Here is a 17,295-nt window from a genome sequence, read left to right as displayed (position 1 = left end):
ATTCCTTTATTATGTAGTCGTTAATTTAGCATAGATGATAAAGAACAGTGTTAATTCGGCTATTATCACAATATTCGGTACCCCGACAAACAAATTAAAAATAAAAAAGACAGCTAAAATCCCTAAAAATAACCCTAAATGATATATTTGCAACCGCTGGTGCTTATGACTATATTGGTGGAAAACAAACGTGGCTGACATGAAATAGAGCAATACGGAACCAAAAACAAAATAGAGGATAAATGAATAATGGACCTCATGTAAAAACAATAACCTGATGGCTGCTGCAATCATGCTTATAGACATTAAAATAAACAGATGACCGTAAATGATGATTTGGCCGGAAGATTGTACAGACTTGTCGACTTTCTTCTCCATGTTATCGAAATATTGCCACCACATGGCTATTATCAGGGCAAATGAAATGATGGAAAAGGCTATCGAATCCCAATTTCCTTGTTTAGGTTGAATGACCGCAAGCGTGCTGACAAGAGCCTCCCCAAAGAGAATGATGGTAAATAGGCCAAAGCGCTCCAACAGGTGGGCCGTATTTGTAGGAACCTTTTCTAAGCACTTTCTTCCAAGGATCGGGACAATGATATCGACCAGGATGCCCAAATACAACACAGCATACCGAAGCCAAGAATCAAAAAGTACGGAGAATAATGAAATGGCGATCCCAATCCAAAAATACCTTCCCAAAAAGAGTGCTGCCTTTTTTCGAAATCCCTCTTCTATCCGTTGTACAACGAGATATTGGATTGCAGTCACGGCTCTTAAACCAATATAACCAATTAAAAAAGAAAGGTAATAAGGATCAAAATCAGCAGATAAGCTTGATGTCATGATCAGGACAAAAAACATTTGCAATATCAAAAATAGCCGTTGATGAAATACATCCTTTCCAAACCGGTTAATAAATATGGTTTGCCCTACCCAAGCCCACCAGATAGGAATAAAAATCAGCACGAACTTTAATAAATACTCTGGATGGATATATCCATCTTCAACATGCAGTAAAACATGAGTTGCGCCCGCAACGGCCGCCACAAATAATAAATCATAAAAGAGCTCTAACCATGTAACTTTCTTTTCATCCATTTCTTCACTCCTCCCAACGCCTTATAGGTTATAGTATGTTGGAAATATTCAGAAAATGGAAGGGGTCCAATATAACTTTGGGGTAAGATATGAAGTTCTTTTAACCCAATATTAAGTTAAGCCAAATTTAGTACATACAAGCGTGTAATTAGGAATAACGTCACTTTTTTAGTTTTGGTATATTATGGTACTATAGGAGATGATTTCAAAACAGGGAGGGAAGTAGATGACCAGAACCATCGGCCTTATTTGCGGCAGTTTACGGGAAAATTCTTATAATCGAATTATCGCTCAATCATTGACAGATATGGTTGATTCGTATCAATTTCGCTGGATCGAAATTAATGATCTTCCGTTGTTTAACGAAGACCTAGAAATAAGTGGGGTTCCAGAAACAGTGACATCATTTAAATCCGCCATCCAGGACGTCGACGGTATCATTATCGTAAGTCCAGAGTACAATTCTGGAATGCCAGGCGTATTAAAAAATGCATTGGACTGGGCATCAAGACCTCGGGAGTCCGCCGTTCTTACCAAAAAACCAGTTGGCCTGATTGGAGCTACTCCAGGTGGAATGGGTACTGCATTTGCTCAAATGCAAATCAGGCAAGTACTGGAAGCCATGCAAGTACATGTCCTTCCATTTCAAAAAATGCTGATTTCGCAAGTACATAAAAAGATTGATTCTGATCGGAAAGTGCTTACCGACGATCAAACAAAACGTTATCTTGAGCGTTATTTACAACAATTCATTCATTGGATCGATCACACTCCAGCTATAGATTAATCAATAACCAATGATTCTTAATATATATATGATTGACAGGCTATAAGTTTATAGATAAACTTAGAACAACATTCAGTTAAGTTATAAACTGATTGGAACCAACGGAGGAGTTGGGGGATTTCCCTACATATGAACTTTCTTCGATAGCTTTTAATAAAAGGAGGACTTTAAAAATGTCTGATCTCTATTCCCGTCTTTCCAAGGATGATGCTGCCGTTCTTCTGGTGGATCATCAAACCGGTCTTATTTCCGGGTTAGTGCGTGATTATGGTGTTGATGAATTCAAGAACAATGTCATGGCCCTTGCCAACACAGCAAAGTTTTTTGATTTACCAGTCATTTTGACGACAAGCTTTGAAAACGGACCAAACGGACCGCTCATGCAAGAATTGGAAGAACTTTTTCCTCACGCACCAAAAATAGCTCGGCCTGGACAAATTAACGCATGGGATAATGAAGATTTTGTTAAAGCAATCGAAGAAACTGGAAAAAAACAACTAATCATCGCGGGCGTGGTTACAGATGTCTGCGTCGCTTTCCCGGCGCTATCCGCTTTGAACGCCGGTTATGAAGTATTTGCTGTCACTGATGCGTCTGGAACAGTCAGCAAACAAGTAGCTGATGCAGCATTAGCGCGTATGGCCCATGGCGGTGTGCAGCTTATGAACTGGTTTAGCGTAGCATGCGAATTACAACGTGATTGGCGCAACGACGTCGAAGGTTTTGGTGCTTTACTTTCCAGCCAGCTTCCTGGTTATCAAAATATCATCGGGAGCTATAGGGGAGCGCAGCGCGACTTCAGCAAGCAGATCTAGAGATGACGCACCGATTGAATAAAGAGGGGATATTTGTTCCCTCTCGGACTGTAGGCAAGCTCGATGAAAATCGGGTTTGCCTACAGTTTTTTAGTATGAGCACAATTTGTCCGTCCAGGCACTCGCTTTCCGCGGGGCGGGGTCTCCCCTAAATACACTCCTGTTCCAATCTTTTAAAACAAAATTTGGTTATCCTTCATGATTTTTTTATTGTTTTATATGGAATGAAACCATATTAGATTGAAGAAATTTGCGACACTCCTGCCGAATAACTGGCTAGCCGAGACCCCACAGACGCTTGCGTCGAGGAGGCTTGGCAGACAGTCGGCGGAAAGGGAGCGGATTTCTGAAATCAAGCTACTTCTTCTTGAGGTTTTGTAAAAATATGGACGTTGATTTCCCTTTCATTTTGATTAGATGAAAGCTAGGTTTAGCCCTTTAAAACGGCTCATTTCAATCCCTCAGCTTCATCTCCGATTCCCTTTTATACCTCGGCCTCATGACCTCACTCGCATCCAAACTGTATAAGTACACATCTTCCAAATATATCCTGTGCTGAAAACTGATTACATGCGGTATTGTGCACAAATGTTTAAAGAGTATATTATTGTGCAGTACCTATGACAACATTCGGACTGAGAAACGCTACATTTTTAATAAGAAGTGAGATATCGTAGAAGCAGGGAGAGGGATTGAGAATGTTTTTAGATGAAAGAAGCGCCAATTTACTAAAACTATTACAGCATTCGCCCATTTCAAAAATGAAAGAACTTGAAGCCCAAACAGGTCTGACGAGAAGGCAGATTCAATATGGATTGAGCAAAGCGAATGACTGGCTCCAATTTCATGGATATCAACCGATTCAATATAATCGTGAAATGGGCTACTCCTTTTCTGAAACAATCAGGGATGAAGAATTGAATGTAAAACTGACAAAACGCAATTATATATTTTCAGAGACAGATAGGGAAAAGGTTTTTTACCTCATGATCCTGTTAAGCCAAGAAGAATTGTCCGTCTATCATTTCCAGACGATCACCGGGGTTTCGCGAAATACGGTGCTGAAGGATTTAAAAAGACTTAAAGAGAAAAACAGGGACATATCGCTCAAGATCCAGTATTCCAAACAAAATGGCTACGTGGTGATTGGGGAAAGCCGAACAAAGAGATATATCATTGAACGTCTCGTGCATGATGTACTGAACAGTCCCAATAGTGATTGGATCATGGAGTGCATATGGGGAAATCATGAAAAGCAAATCACCTCGATCAGGTTACAGCTTGAAAGGGCCGAACGTAAATTGGGCATCACCTTTACGGATGAACGGCTTCATGAACTGAGCTATTTATTTCTATGTACAGATCAGCTCATAGGAAAAGGGGAAGAGTTACAGGCCGACCAGAGCTGGGAGCCGTTTGTTGCGACGGAGGAATACAAACTGGTTGAGGAGATGACCAGGACGAATGCGTTTCAATCAGTATGGAGCGAAACGGAAAACTTATACGCAGCCTTACATTTATTGAGCATGAATCGAACGAAGGATATTTCCCCTCTTAAGGATGATGAAGTCATTCAACACTTATTGCAGGAAATCGTGGAAGAGTTCGAGAGGCTTGCATTTGTTCACCTGAAAGACAAAGAGCAGCTATGCCAGCAATTATACGTTCATTTTAAACCGGCATATTATCGCCTGCGGTATGGTCTCCCGCAAATGAATCCGATGACGGGACGGGTGCAGAAGGTATATCCCGAACTGCATCATTTGACAAAAAAATCCCTGTGGGTGTTGGAGAAAGAGGTTGGCTGTCCAGTATCGGAAGAAGAAGTGGCCTATTTCACGATTTATTTTGGCGGATGGCTGCGCAGGCAAGGGACAACATTGGATGATCGAAAACGGGCGATTGTCGTATGCCCGAATGGTATCGGCATCAGCAATATCCTCATTTATACATTGAGGGAATTATTTCCTGATATTTTGTTCCTGGATGTTTTGTCCGTTAGAAATGCGGCTGAATACCCGCTGTCGTACGATCTTGTTTTCTCGACGGTGCATATGAGAACAAAAGCGGCATTATTCGTTGTACCGCCGATTTTGGAAATGCAGGACAAACATACATTGCGCCAGCAGGTCATGCAGGAATTGTATGGATATACGACGGAACGTGTGGATGTTGCAGCTTTATTAAAGATCATTTCCAAGTATGCAACCATCCATGAACAGGATCAGCTTGAAAAGGCTTTGAAATCGAATGTGTATACCCATACACCAAAAATAACCCAATTTTCTTTAAAGGAGGCAGAGAAGCCCGTGTTAGAAGAACTGCTCAATATGCAAACGATCCAATTACAGCAGCAAGTTTCCGATTGGAAAGAAGCCATTCAAGTCGCGGCCAAGCCTCTCGTGGACTTAGGTACCGTCGAAGAACGATATGTGGATGCCATGATCGAGGCCATAGAAACGAACGGACCATATGTAGTGATAACGCCTGGAGTGGCGATTCCCCATGCACGTCCGGAGCAGGGGGTCAGGTCTTTATCCATGAGTTTGCTGAAATTGGAGGAAGCCGTGGACTTTGCGCCGGATAAACCGGTCCGCCTGATTATCATTTTGGCGGCCGTAGATAACGATTCACATCTGCGGGCATTGATCCAGCTCACTCAATTATTGAATGAGCCGGCCAATATAGAAGAAATCTTAAGCACTTCAGATAAATCGGTCCTTATGGAGTACGTTCATAAATATTCGAAGGAGGAAGCGGAATGAAAATCATGGTAGTATGCGGAAACGGATTGGGAAGCAGCTTCATCATGGAGATGAATGTGAAGAAAGCATTGACGGAAATGGGGAAGACGGCCGAGGTGGATCATACGGATCTCGCATCCGCAAAAACGGTTCAAGCTGACATTTTCCTGGGGGCAGCGGATATTGTCGGCCAGCTGGATGATGGAACCCGGACGATCGTCACATTGGAGAACATGATGAGCATCCCTGAAATCAAATCTAAATTGGAAATGCATGTAGGATAAAAAAAGGAGAGATGGATATGAAGAAAATCATGGTAGTGTGCGGTAATGGATTGGGAAGCAGCTTCATCATGGAGATGAATGTGAAGAAAGCATTGACGGAAATGGGGAAGACAGCCGAGGTGGATCATACGGATTTGGCATCAGCAAAAACGGTTCAGGCCGATATTTTCCTGGGAGCGGCGGATATTGTCGGTCAGCTGGATGATGGAACCCGGACGATCGTCACACTGGAAAACATGATGAGCATTCCTGAAATCACATCGAAATTGGCTTCACATCTATAAGAAGAAAACATAAAGAAGAGGGGGAGAGGCAATGCTGGAACTTATCATGAATGACATCTTGGGCACACCTTCCATACTTGTGGGGCTGTTTGCCCTCATCGGACTGCTGTTACAGCGGAAATCCAGTGCGGATGTCGTATCTGGAACGCTAAAAACCGTCATGGGCTTCATTATCATCGGAGCGGGAGCGGCAGTGCTCATTGGCGCCCTTGATATATTCAGTAAAATGTTCGATCATGCATTCAACGTACAAGGCGTCATACCGAATAACGAAGCCATTGTCGCAGCCGCCCAAAGTGATTTTGGGACTTCGACTGCACTTATCATGGTATTTGGGATGGTTGTCAATGTTTTGCTTGCTCGTTTCACGCCATTTAAATATATATTTTTAACGGGACACCATACCTTATTCATGGCTTGTTTACTTGCAGTCACCCTATCCGTCGGCGGGCTCAGCGGATTTCCGCTTATCTTGGTCGGCTCCATTCTATTAGGAGTATGCATGGTGTTGTTCCCAGCCCTCCTTCAGCCATACGTTCGGAAGATTACCGGCAGCGATGATTTTGCCATCGGCCATTTCGGGACAATCGGATATTTCGTATCCGCGACTGTGGGAAAATGGTTTGGAAATAAGGAAAAAACGACAGAACAAATCAAGGTTCCAAAGTCTTTAGGATTCCTGAGGGACACATCGGTCGCTGTATCGCTTACGATGACGATGTTCTTCGTGATCGTCGCGTTGTTTGCCGGGCAGAACTATATTGAAACGGAATTATCCGGCGGTTCGAACTTCATCGTATTCTCTTTCATCCAGGCGATAACATTTGCTGCAGGAGTCTACATCATCCTTGCAGGAGTACGGATGTTAATTGCTGAAATCGTCCCTGCATTCAAAGGGATTGCCGATAAAGTGGCACCGAATACAAAACCTGCATTGGACTGTCCGACCATCTTTCCATTCGCTCCAAATGCAGTGATCATCGGGTTTCTATTCAGTTTCTTGGCTGGACTATTATCCATGTTCCTCCTTCCGGCACTTGGATTGAAAGTAATCGTGCCGGGGCTCGTACCGCATTTCTTCACCGGAGCTGCAGCAGGTGTTTTCGGAAATGCCACGGGAGGCAGACGCGGAGCGATGCTTGGATCGTTTGCCAACGGACTCATCATCAGTTTCCTGCCGGCAATACTCCTGGTCTTCTTGGGGGATGTAGGGTTTGAAGGCACCACATTTGGTGATTCGGACTTCGGTGTGGTAGGTCTCTTGATCCTGAGTGTCATGAAACTTTTAGGATTATCCTAAACTGTTATACTGATAAGGTACAGAAATAAAAATATATGAATGAAACCAACAGCCTAAGATCTTATAGATAATGGGCTGTTGGCATTTTCATCATCATTCTGATTTTTGAGGTGATTGGCATGGCCAACAAAGCAATTGTGCTCGATTTGGATGGCACGACATTGAACGAAAGAAATACTGTGAATGAGACGCTGGAACAATACATAGGCGAACTTAGGGAAAGCGGTAAGCTGATTTTCATTGCAACAGGAAGAACGCTGGAAGAAGTGAGGGACGTTTTGCCGGCCGGCATGGAGGCCGATGGAATGGTCACCGCCAATGGAATGTCCGTATTCATCGGAAAGGAACAGATTGTCGAACACGCCCTGTCGACGGAACTTGTCGAAGAATTGGTCGCCAAAGCAGGAGCGGAAGAGATTTTTTACGAAGTTCATCCGAACGAAGGAACACGGATGGCATTACTTAAAGATAAAGACTATATGGTTAAACAAGGTTTGATACCAAAACCTGAGACAGTCGATGAAAATGAATGGCTATCAAGACAGGATGCAGTCGAAGACAAAATAAGATGGTCAGAACAACTGGATATAAAGAGCGTCGCCAAGATCTACTTTTTCAGCAATGAAATGAATACGATTCGAAAATGGAAAGCGGAGTTGGGGAAAATCAAGCAGTACAATGCCTTTACCACAGCTTCCTCCACCCATCATAATGTAGAAGTGACCGTGGAAGGCATCACAAAAGCAACAGGCGTTCAACTGCTGCTGAAACATTTTCAGCTAGCACCCGAAGAGATCCTGGCAGTAGGCGATGGCGAAAATGACCTCCCGCTATTTAAACTCGCCGGACATTGCGTTGCCATGAAAAACGCCACTGACCTTGTCAAAGAACAAGCCGATGAAGTGACGGAGTATTCATATCGAGAAGATGGACTGTATCGCTTTTTGAAGGCTAAGTTTCACTGAAACCTGGAAGAGCGAGTGTCTTACGTTCCAAACAACGTAATTATGTCTACAAAAGGGGTCCGGAATGGTATCATTCCGGACCTTGATATTAAACAAGATTCCTTAATGGTTTTAAACTGTTTGGAACCCTCAAAGGATTGAAGAAATTTGCGACACTCCTGCCGAATAACTGGCTAGCCGAGACCCCACAGACGCTTGCTTTGATGCGGCTTGGCAGACAGTCGGCGGAAAGGGAGCGGATTTCTGAAATGACTCCGACCGTTATTTAAAATTACAGGCAACTCAATTAATACTAGTTTGTCGACATAAGGGGGCGGACACCCCGACCATGATATTAGGACAAGGCCTTAATGGGTTTTTGACTGTTTTATGGAACCCTCAAAGGATTGAAGAAATTTGCGACACTCCTGCCGAATAACTGGCTAGCCGAGACCCCACAGACGCTTGCTTTGATGCGGCTTGGCAGACAGTCGGCGGAAAGGGAGCGGATTTCTGAAATCAACGCCGAACGTGTTTTGAAATTGTATGCAATGTCTACGTCTGGAGCCCATCTATAAAGATTGGCTCTTTTTCCTATAGGATAAGATTAGCAACAAACGCTTACTTTAAATCCTCATATTTTACGAAAAGTACAACCTGACGCAATCCAAAACCCAAAACAGTTCCATAACTGGAAGTAAAATTTTAAATATTATGATATATTAAAGGGAAATCATAATGTTTATATTGATATAAATACGTTATTTTAGTTTCCTAGGATAACAATTACTAGACGTAGAAAGGATTTATGAAGCATGAAGAGAGTGACGACAGAAGATGTGGCCAAAATAGCGGGTGTTTCACAATCAACCGTTTCCAGGGTGCTGAATGATTACCCCTATATTAAGAAAAATACGCGTGACAAGGTTCTTGCTGTAATTAATGAACTTGGATTTACAAGGGATGAAATAGCCAGAAGCCTCGTTGAAAAAAGAACCAAATCAATAGGGTTGATATTGGGGAGCATTTCAAATCCATTCTTTGCCGAAACGGCGGAAGTCATCATAGAAAGGGCACAAGAATTAAAATATGATGTCATCGTTTACAACACGGGGCATAAAGATGAAAACTTGGAACAAGCCATTAATTTGCTGATTGGCAAAAGGGTAGAGGGAATCATCCTTACAAGCGTTAGTAAAAATTATACTGAAAAAATTAAGAAGTTACATGATAATGGATTTCCCGTATTATTATATAATAGTTTCCTCGATATCAAGGACGTTAACTTTATCGTAATGGACAATAATAAAGGTGCCAGGCTCGCTGTTCAGCATCTAATAAAATTAGGACATAAAAAAATAGCGAAAATATCCGGCCCATCCAAATACTTGGCAACATATGAGCGAACGGTGGGTTATAAAGAAGAGATGATGGAGAACGGGTATGAAATTGATGAAGGTTTGATTTTCAATAGCGAATTTTCCTATGACAAGATTTATTCATTTACAAAAAAACTGCTGAAAAAGAAGGACAGGCCGACGGCAATCATAGCCGCATCCGATCAGATGGCTCTCGCAGTCCTAGATGCAGCTTCAAGCCTGAATTTGAAAATCCCTGCTGATTTATCGGTTGTTGGGTTTGATAATATAAGATTGTCCGCTAATGAATTCATAGGGCTGACCACAATATCCCAACAAATGGATCAAATGTCTTTAACAGCTCTGGAAAAATTAATCTATCTCATCGAAAATAAAGAAACATCATCTTCATCCATACAAATTTTCCTTAAGCCTGAACTGATGGTCCGTAAAACAACAGGGCCAGCCCCCGTACAAGATTAAGGGGAATGGCCGGTTTTGGATCGGACCTTATGTGTATTCACTTTCATAAAAATCGGGAATTTTTAAAATTTTACTATTTACAAAAGTCAGAAAGTTGTTTATATTTTAATTTGTAATCGCTAACAAGTGTTTTGCATCATTTTGAATACGTATTCAAAATCAAAATGCAAAATGAAAAATCGCCTCGATGAGGTAAAGATAGGTGATAGATTGGATATAAATCATTTATTTAATTTAAGCGGTAAAGTGGCCGTCATAACAGGTGCAAGTAAAGGAATCGGTAAAGACTTAGCCCATTTGCTTGCGCAGGCCGGTGCCGATATAGCGATAGTTGCCCGCAATAAACAGCAACTTGAAGAAGCAGCACATGAAATCGGGCAAACCGGTGTAAATGTTTTACCCGTTTCATTTGACTTAACAAAGGTTGAAGAAACGGCACAAGTAATGGAAGGGATATACAAACACTTCGGTAAGATTGATATTTTAATAAATAATGCAGGAATAAACGTGGCAAAGCCAGCTGAAGTGTTGACATCGCAAGAGTGGGACACCGTCCTGGACATTAATTTAAAAAGTGTATTTTTTACGAGCCAAGCGGCAGGGAAGTATATGATCGACCAAAAAAAAGGCAAGATCATAAACATGTCTTCGCAAATGGCATTCGTCGGTTATTACAAACGGGCTGCATACTCCTCCAGTAAAGGAGGAATTACACAGCTGACGAAAGCACTTGCGATTGAATGGGCACCGCATCAAGTCAATGTCAATGCCATTGCTCCAACCTTCATTGAAACACCGATGACCAAGCAGATGTTTGAAGATGAAACGTTCAAAGCTGAAGTATTGAGCAGGATTCCGCTTGGCAGACTTGCTAAAACGGAGGATTTATTTGGCGGCGTGGTCTACCTGGCATCAGATTGTTCAGATATGATGACAGGACAAACATTGGTGGTCGATGGCGGTTGGACTGTCTGGTGAGTTTTTTGAATACGTATTCAAAAGGAGGGTGAATGATGTCTATTGCTCAAAATATAATCAAAGATTTTCGTATGCCGACAGTTTTCCGGGTTGGTGTTGGGGCATTTACGACGTTAGTAAAGGAAATCGAAGAGCTGGGAGCCAAGAAGGTTGCGATTGTAAGTGACAAGGGTCTGGAAAAAGTTGGCGTTGTTCAAAAAGTGTTGGATCATATTAAGCCTCTATCCGTACCAACCATTACATATACGGAGATCTCGGGAGAGCCGACGTTTCAGCTATTGAAGGAGGCTGTACTAACGCTAGATGCCGAAAAATGTGATGTAATCATCGGAATCGGCGGGGGAAGTGCGCTGGATGTAGCAAAAGCAACAGCAGCTTTATGCGGGAAAGACGATATAACAAGTTATCTAAACGGTGAAAAAGTGGTGAAATCGAGAACGGTTAAATGCATTCTTTTGCCGACAACTTCAGGAACAGGTTCGGAAGTGACGATGAATGCCATTTTCGGTGATGAAGAGCAGCAAGTAAAAAGAGGGATCGTAAGCCCGGTATTCCTTCCGGATGTAGCGATCATCGATCCGGAATTGACCATTTCCTGCCCGGCACGAGTTACTGCGGCATCAGGGGTGGACGCCTTTACACATGCCATTGAATCTTATATTGCCATCAAGGCTACACCGCTTACGAAAGTTTATTCAGAGAAAGCAATGAAACTATTTCCTTCGAACATTACGAGAGCTGTCCATAACGGAAATGATTTGGATGCACGGACAGGAATGAGCTGGGTTAGTTCGTTAGCGGGTGTGGCTCTAGCAAATGCAGGGGTTGGGGCGGTTCATGCACTGGCCTATCCGCTAGGCGGTAAATATCATATTGAGCATGGTGTCGCAAATGCCCTTTTAATGCCATTCGTTTTCGAAGTGATTGGGAAAACATGCACGGAAGAAATGATGGAGGTAGCGTCCTTTTTACAGCTGGGTGATTTCAAATCACAGCCAAGCGAAGCATTGAAGGCAGTTGTTGATTATATGTATCAGCTTCTGGAGGATCTTGACTTACCTACATCGTTATCAGAACTTGGGATTGAAGAGGACTCATTACCGATGCTGGCGGAACAGGCGGCCAAAATTGATCGCTTGCTATCGAACACTCCTTATAAGCTAAATGAACAAAAGATTCTCGGAATCTATCAAAGTGCCTTTAAAGGAAGGGTGGGAAACTGACTTGATCACGACAAATTCCGATAAAAAGAGATTATACATCGGCGGCGAGTGGCTGGAAGGTAATGATCATTACGATCTTCGGTCCCCTTACTCCGGCAAGGTGATCGCGCAAGTGCCTTTGGCAGAGAAGGAGACGGTACTAAAAGCAATAGAATGTGCGGAACAAGGTGCAAAAGAAATGAAAAAGCTAACAGCCCTTGAGCGCTCCAATATCTTGGAACGTGCAGCCGAAATTTTCAAGGAAAGACTTGAGGAATGTGCATTAATACTTGCTAAGGAAAATGCTAAGCCATTAAAGGCGGCAAGGGGCGAAATTTTACGCACGATTGAAACATACAAGTTTGCAGCAGAAGAGGCAAAGCGGATTCATGGTGAAACGATTCCGATGGATGCCGCTAAAAATGGCAAAGGCCGCTTTGCTTATACAAAGCGTGAACCGCTCGGCGCCATTGCTGCCATCACACCATTTAACTTTCCATTTAATTTAGCTGCACATAAGCTTGGTCCCGCGTTTGCTGCAGGCAACTCGGTCATTTTAAAACCGGCTTCCCAGACACCGCTTAGTGCATTGGCCGCAGCCGAAATTTTTGAAGAAGCAGGTTTACCTAAAGGCGCCCTGAATGTTGTCACAGGTAAAGGAAGCGTCGTCGGCGACGTATTGGTCACTGATCCGAGAATTAAAATGGTCACATTTACAGGAAGTGTCGAAGTCGGTTTGGGGATCAAAGAAAGAGCTGGCTTGAAAAAAGTGACATTGGAGCTTGGTTCCAATTCTGCTGTCATTATCGACAGTGCTGCTGACTTGGATGCCGTTGCACAGCGCTGTGTCGAAGGTTCCTTTGCCTATTCAGGTCAGGTTTGCATCTCTGTCCAACGAATTTATGTACAGGAAGATTTATATGAGTCATTTTTGCAAAAGTTTACCGAAAAGACGAAGCAGCTAAAATTTGGAGATCCGGAATCAGAAGATACAGATCTTTCCGCGTTAATCAGTATAAATGAAGCAAAACGAGTGGAAGGGTGGATCGAATCGGCTAGAAACGCTGGAACGGAAATCGCATATGGCGGTCAAAGAACAGGTGCAATCATTCACCCAACCATTATCAAAAATGCGGGGTCAACACAGGAAGTAAGCTGCCAAGAAGCATTTGCCCCCATCGTTTCAGTCAATTCCTATAAAACATGGGATGAAGCCATCGACCTTGTGAATGATTCTTTATACGGCCTCCAAGCAGGCGTCTATACGACTTCGATGCCAAAAGCTTTTGATGCTGTTGAACGGCTTGAGGTCGGAGGTGTCATCGTGAATGACATACCATCATTCAGGGTGGATCACATGCCATATGGCGGAGTGAAAAACAGCGGGACTGGCAGGGAAGGGATTAAGTATTCAGTCGAGGAAATGACTGAATTAAAACTAGCCGTCTTTACTCTCTAAATAGCGCGGTCATGAAAATAAAAAAATTAACGAACACGGAAGGGGAAATTAAAATGTCAGTACAAGAACCTAAAGTAAAAAAAGCGGTAACGAATGAGGAAATGGAAAACAATTGGATCGTCCGTTTTGATCAAATGAAATCAAAAGGAATACCGTTAATGTTCATTGATAGTATCATTCCAGGTCATCAACGTATCAACTATACATTAATTGGGGATACAGCAAGCGAAAATGATAATTTCACACCTGAAATTACCGAGCCGCATGGTTTTCAAATCGGAATGGTGAAGGCCCAGAAAGGAAACGGTCCTGCTTACCATACGCATGATTACATTGAATCCTTCCTTCCTCTCTCAGGAAAATGGCGTTTCTACTGGGGGAAGGGTCCTGATGAAATTGATGGCGAAACGATCATCGATCAATGGGACTTAATTTCATTACCGCCAGGCTTATGGAGAGGTTTCGAAAACATCAGTGAAGAAGATGCTTGGATCTTCGCCGTTCTTGAACAACATAAAGTATTTGATGGAAAAGACCCTTACTGGTCTCCAAAAGTGATCAAGGATGCAGCTGAATACGGATTCTTTGCCAATGATTTAGGCAAAATGATTAAACCGGATAACTTTGAAGAACTTGAAAAGGAAATTGCCGATAAATTGAAAATGGGTGAAAAATAAGGATGGATAAAGTACCGCTCATTTTGCTTCCGGGTACGCTTTGTGATGAGCGTCTATGGGAAATGGTGAACCTATCAGATCTAGCAGATGTGAAAGTCTGTAATGTATCGAAGGCTGATACTATAGAGGGAATCGCAAAGTCGGTATTGGAAGAGGCACCTGATAAGTTTGCACTTGCAGGCTTATCCCTGGGTGGCATCATTTCTCTGGAAATCATGCGAATAGCACCGGAACGGGTCATAAAGCTAGCGTTACTTGATACGAATCCAAACCCTCCCCAGCCTGAACAAATAACAGGCTGGGAGAGGTTCATAGAAATGGCGAATAATGGCCAATTTCTCGATATTACACGCAATCACCTTCTCCCGGTGTTAATCCATCCAGACCGGAGAAATGATGAAGCATTAGTTTCAAAGATCATCGATATGGCTGAAAAAGTCGGCAAAGAAGGGTATATCAATCAGTTAAAAGCCGTGATGACGCGCTCTGACCAACGGCCAATCCTTGCTGCTATTGAATGCCCGACCATGATTCTGGCAGGAAAGGAAGACAGGGTATGTCCTGTTCATATGTCTGAATTTCTAAAAGAGAACATCCCGGCGGCGAGTCTTGAAATCATAAGTCATTCGGGTCATTTAAGTACGTTAGAACAGCCTGAAAAAGTGAGCGCTGCAATGAGGAAATGGTTGTCAGGCAATTGAAGTGCCGGGAACTGGACGTGATTTTGCAGCATGGAACGAGATACAGTCTGCAGAAAGAGAGGGAAGAGGATGAAGAATAATGCCATAAAGGAAAAAATCATACGCGGGGAACAAGTTCTTGGTGCATTTTTAGGGATAAATTCCCCGCCAATAGTCGAAATGCTCGGTTATGCCGGCTTTGATTTCGTCGTAATAGATGACGAGCATGGTGCATTCAGTGCATCAGAGCTTGAAAACATTATCCGTACGGCAGATTCTGTTGGGGTTGTCCCGATCGTCCGGGTTTCATATGACCCTTCCAGTATTCAAAAGGCTTTAGATCGCGGAGCAAAAGGTGTACAGGTACCAATGGTCAATACAAAAGAAGAGGCACTTGAGGTAGTTAAGCGGGCTAAATTCCCTCCGTATGGAAATAGAGGAGTATCGTATTCCACCAGACCGGCGCGTTACGGAAAAGATGGCGGAAAACCCTATTTAGATGAGAGTAATGAAAATGTTATGATAATTGTGCATATTGAAACGCAAGCTGCAGCAAACAATTTTGAAGACATTGCAACAGTTCCTGGTATTGATTTGGCATTTATCGGTTCTACAGACCTCTCGGTGAACATGGGATACCAACTAGAAGGCGCAAAACATCCTGAAGTGCAAAAGGTCATCGATGAACTGTTCATAAAAGGGAAAGAGCGTGATATGCCAATTGGTACCGTAGCCAGTAACAGCGCTGCCGCTAATGCGGCTTTTGACAAAGGCGCCCAATATGTCGGGGTCATATTGAATAATGTGATTACGTCTGCGTTAAATGATGTTGTCTCAGCAAGCAAGGCCACTCAATCTGTTAAATGACTTTACAAGAAGTACAGCATTTTGACGCAATTACTTTATACGAAAAGGATGGTAATAATGGCAGAAAAAAAGACAGGTTCAGTGCAAGTAGCTCCAAAAGAAGAAAAAACAACAATGAATGCAAGCCAACCGGTCAAGAAAACACCGAACTTCATCTTCTATGCGGATGCTGAAGACGTTAATATGCTCGATACAAAAGATGATTATGATTACATTAATATAGAAGAAACGAATCAAAAGAAACAGAGAATGAACGGCTTTGACCCGGAATACAACAACATCGTTGATTATATTGTTAAAATCACACGGCAAATCTGGAAAGAGAAAGACATCGGACTTATTTACGATACGTATAGCACAAGCATATCCGTTCATAAAGGGTTGATCAATAGTCATGGGGTTAACGAAGTCATCTCAGGTACGCTGCAAACACTGCATGCTTTTCCGGATCGGAAAGGGCTGGGATGGAGTGTAATCTGGTCAGGGGATGATGAAGCAGGATTTTTCACTTCACACCGGGGCCGTTCTGTTGCAACGAACCTTGGAGATAGTTTATACGGTCCTGCCACTGGAAAGAAAGTGATGTTCAGAACAAGCGCTGATTGTATGATCTTAAATAATAAGATTTACGAAGAATGGCTTGTGATGGATACATATCATCTTGTCCTGCAACTTGGCTTGGATCCGGTCGAGTTTGCTAAAAAAATGGCTAAAAGTACGCAGAAGCTTGCTCCTGCTATACAGTTTGGTTTTAAAGAGACAGCAGAAACAGGGCTACCTCCAAAACTATTCACGCCATCCTCTGATGAGTTCGAGATAGGGGAGTTCATGCAGCTTGTATTCAATCGAATTTGGGCTCGGCGCTCATTTAACTTTGTTCGGGAATATTATGAGGAAAATGCAGTCGTTCATTATGTGTGCAACAAGGATGTAATCGGAGTAAGTGAAATTCAAGGAATGTTCATGAGCCTCTTTGCCTCCATACCGAATGGGAAGGTGATTCTTGAGAGGGTAACTTGTAATAGACGCGGCTCTGACAGTGATTGGGATGTAGCGGTTCGCTGGAGAATACAAGGCGTGCACGAAGGAACGGGATACTTCGGAGCCCCTAGCGGAAAAGCCATTGATATTGCCGGCATCAGCCACTATAAAATCCGTAATGAAAAAATCTCGGAGGAATGGCTATTGTTTGATGGAATGGAAGTCTTGCGTCAAATCTATTTGCCTGATGAAAACGAATCACAACAAGATGGGGAATCCACAATGGATGATGGGAATTTTACCGGCGTATCATGATTGCCAGTTGACGGCTGTGCTGCAGCCGTCTCTTCA

Annotated in this window: 16 protein-coding genes; 15 read left to right on the top strand and 1 reads right to left on the bottom strand. The window is 42.9% G+C overall.

The annotated features are described in order from the left end of the window. Positions 1–9: 9 nt before the first annotated feature. Positions 10–1,101, bottom strand: a complete 1,092-nt coding sequence (locus MKX49_RS20210) for a low temperature requirement protein A (protein WP_340877526.1) — start codon at positions 1,099–1,101, stop codon at positions 10–12. 226 nt (positions 1,102–1,327) lie between these two features. Here MKX49_RS20210 and MKX49_RS20205 point away from each other — a divergent pair, with 226 nt between their 5' ends. From MKX49_RS20205 to MKX49_RS20135, 15 genes are all read left to right on the top strand, one after another. Continuing rightward, on the top strand, positions 1,328–1,888 hold the full coding sequence (locus tag MKX49_RS20205) for an NADPH-dependent FMN reductase (RefSeq protein ID WP_053536265.1): 561 nt from the start codon (positions 1,328–1,330) through the stop codon (positions 1,886–1,888). A gap of 173 nt (positions 1,889–2,061) precedes the next feature. After that, complete coding sequence (gene ycaC / locus MKX49_RS20200) at positions 2,062–2,703, top strand: isochorismate family cysteine hydrolase YcaC (RefSeq protein WP_048681500.1); 642 nt, start codon at positions 2,062–2,064, stop codon at positions 2,701–2,703. 698 nt (positions 2,704–3,401) lie between these two features. Then, positions 3,402–5,468: a BglG family transcription antiterminator gene (locus tag MKX49_RS20195; RefSeq protein WP_340877525.1), complete on the top strand. Its 2,067-nt coding sequence runs from the start codon at positions 3,402–3,404 to the stop codon at positions 5,466–5,468. Beyond that, a complete protein-coding gene (locus MKX49_RS20190) occupies positions 5,465–5,731 on the top strand; it encodes a PTS sugar transporter subunit IIB (RefSeq protein WP_048883162.1) in 267 nt (88 codons plus the stop codon). Before MKX49_RS20195 ends, MKX49_RS20190 begins: the two co-directional genes overlap by 4 nt. A gap of 17 nt (positions 5,732–5,748) precedes the next feature. After that, positions 5,749–6,015: a PTS sugar transporter subunit IIB gene (locus MKX49_RS20185; RefSeq protein WP_048883161.1), complete on the top strand. Its 267-nt coding sequence runs from the start codon at positions 5,749–5,751 to the stop codon at positions 6,013–6,015. A gap of 31 nt (positions 6,016–6,046) precedes the next feature. Continuing rightward, positions 6,047–7,315, top strand: coding sequence for a PTS ascorbate transporter subunit IIC (locus MKX49_RS20180; RefSeq protein WP_048689424.1), 1,269 nt, complete (start codon positions 6,047–6,049; stop codon positions 7,313–7,315). A 119-nt stretch (positions 7,316–7,434) separates the two neighbouring features. Further along, positions 7,435–8,280, top strand: a complete 846-nt coding sequence (locus MKX49_RS20175; RefSeq protein ID WP_340877524.1) for an HAD family hydrolase — start codon at positions 7,435–7,437, stop codon at positions 8,278–8,280. Between the two features lie 794 nt (positions 8,281–9,074). Further along, positions 9,075–10,100 carry a LacI family DNA-binding transcriptional regulator gene (locus MKX49_RS20170; protein WP_048689428.1) on the top strand — a complete coding sequence of 342 codons (1,026 nt, stop codon included), beginning with the start codon at positions 9,075–9,077 and terminating at the stop codon, positions 10,098–10,100. A 210-nt stretch (positions 10,101–10,310) separates the two neighbouring features. Next, complete coding sequence (locus tag MKX49_RS20165) at positions 10,311–11,078, top strand: SDR family NAD(P)-dependent oxidoreductase (RefSeq protein WP_340877523.1); 768 nt, start codon at positions 10,311–10,313, stop codon at positions 11,076–11,078. A gap of 35 nt (positions 11,079–11,113) precedes the next feature. Next, positions 11,114–12,301, top strand: a complete 1,188-nt coding sequence (locus tag MKX49_RS20160) for an iron-containing alcohol dehydrogenase (RefSeq protein WP_340877522.1) — start codon at positions 11,114–11,116, stop codon at positions 12,299–12,301. 4 nt (positions 12,302–12,305) lie between these two features. Then, positions 12,306–13,739 (top strand): aldehyde dehydrogenase family protein, encoded by a 1,434-nt coding sequence (locus MKX49_RS20155; protein ID WP_340878580.1) that lies wholly within the window; start codon positions 12,306–12,308, stop codon positions 13,737–13,739. A gap of 53 nt (positions 13,740–13,792) precedes the next feature. Beyond that, positions 13,793–14,416 carry a hypothetical protein gene (locus MKX49_RS20150; protein ID WP_063594732.1) on the top strand — a complete coding sequence of 208 codons (624 nt, stop codon included), beginning with the start codon at positions 13,793–13,795 and terminating at the stop codon, positions 14,414–14,416. 2 nt (positions 14,417–14,418) lie between these two features. After that, the gene (locus tag MKX49_RS20145) at positions 14,419–15,117 is read left to right on the top strand and encodes an alpha/beta fold hydrolase (protein WP_340877521.1); all 699 of its coding nucleotides are present in this window, start codon (positions 14,419–14,421) and stop codon (positions 15,115–15,117) included. Between the two features lie 69 nt (positions 15,118–15,186). After that, positions 15,187–15,963, top strand: a complete 777-nt coding sequence (locus MKX49_RS20140; RefSeq protein WP_340877520.1) for an HpcH/HpaI aldolase family protein — start codon at positions 15,187–15,189, stop codon at positions 15,961–15,963. A gap of 57 nt (positions 15,964–16,020) precedes the next feature. Continuing rightward, positions 16,021–17,259 carry an ester cyclase gene (locus tag MKX49_RS20135; RefSeq protein WP_053536252.1) on the top strand — a complete coding sequence of 413 codons (1,239 nt, stop codon included), beginning with the start codon at positions 16,021–16,023 and terminating at the stop codon, positions 17,257–17,259. The last annotated feature ends 36 nt before the right edge of the window (positions 17,260–17,295 follow it).

Source organism: Peribacillus sp. FSL M8-0224 (assembly GCF_038003055.1).
Classification (GTDB): Bacteria; Bacillota; Bacilli; order Bacillales; family DSM-1321; genus Peribacillus; species Peribacillus frigoritolerans.
The sequence above is the reverse complement of the archived record's forward strand: the minus strand, read 5'-3'. Positions and strand labels throughout refer to the sequence as shown.

What these genes read in the sequence shown, in the direction of transcription:
- MKX49_RS20210 (WP_340877526.1), bottom strand. Translation starts at nt 1,101, where the DNA reads ATGGATGAAAAGAAAGTTACATGGTTAGAGCTCTTTTATGATTTATTA.
- MKX49_RS20205 (WP_053536265.1), top strand. Translation starts at nt 1,328, where the DNA reads ATGACCAGAACCATCGGCCTTATTTGCGGCAGTTTACGGGAAAATTCT.
- ycaC (WP_048681500.1), top strand. Translation starts at nt 2,062, where the DNA reads ATGTCTGATCTCTATTCCCGTCTTTCCAAGGATGATGCTGCCGTTCTT.
- MKX49_RS20195 (WP_340877525.1), top strand. Translation starts at nt 3,402, where the DNA reads ATGTTTTTAGATGAAAGAAGCGCCAATTTACTAAAACTATTACAGCAT.
- MKX49_RS20190 (WP_048883162.1), top strand. Translation starts at nt 5,465, where the DNA reads ATGAAAATCATGGTAGTATGCGGAAACGGATTGGGAAGCAGCTTCATC.
- MKX49_RS20185 (WP_048883161.1), top strand. Translation starts at nt 5,749, where the DNA reads ATGAAGAAAATCATGGTAGTGTGCGGTAATGGATTGGGAAGCAGCTTC.
- MKX49_RS20180 (WP_048689424.1), top strand. Translation starts at nt 6,047, where the DNA reads ATGCTGGAACTTATCATGAATGACATCTTGGGCACACCTTCCATACTT.
- MKX49_RS20175 (WP_340877524.1), top strand. Translation starts at nt 7,435, where the DNA reads ATGGCCAACAAAGCAATTGTGCTCGATTTGGATGGCACGACATTGAAC.
- MKX49_RS20170 (WP_048689428.1), top strand. Translation starts at nt 9,075, where the DNA reads ATGAAGAGAGTGACGACAGAAGATGTGGCCAAAATAGCGGGTGTTTCA.
- MKX49_RS20160 (WP_340877522.1), top strand. Translation starts at nt 11,114, where the DNA reads ATGTCTATTGCTCAAAATATAATCAAAGATTTTCGTATGCCGACAGTT.
- MKX49_RS20150 (WP_063594732.1), top strand. Translation starts at nt 13,793, where the DNA reads ATGTCAGTACAAGAACCTAAAGTAAAAAAAGCGGTAACGAATGAGGAA.
- MKX49_RS20145 (WP_340877521.1), top strand. Translation starts at nt 14,419, where the DNA reads ATGGATAAAGTACCGCTCATTTTGCTTCCGGGTACGCTTTGTGATGAG.
- MKX49_RS20140 (WP_340877520.1), top strand. Translation starts at nt 15,187, where the DNA reads ATGAAGAATAATGCCATAAAGGAAAAAATCATACGCGGGGAACAAGTT.
- MKX49_RS20135 (WP_053536252.1), top strand. Translation starts at nt 16,021, where the DNA reads ATGGCAGAAAAAAAGACAGGTTCAGTGCAAGTAGCTCCAAAAGAAGAA.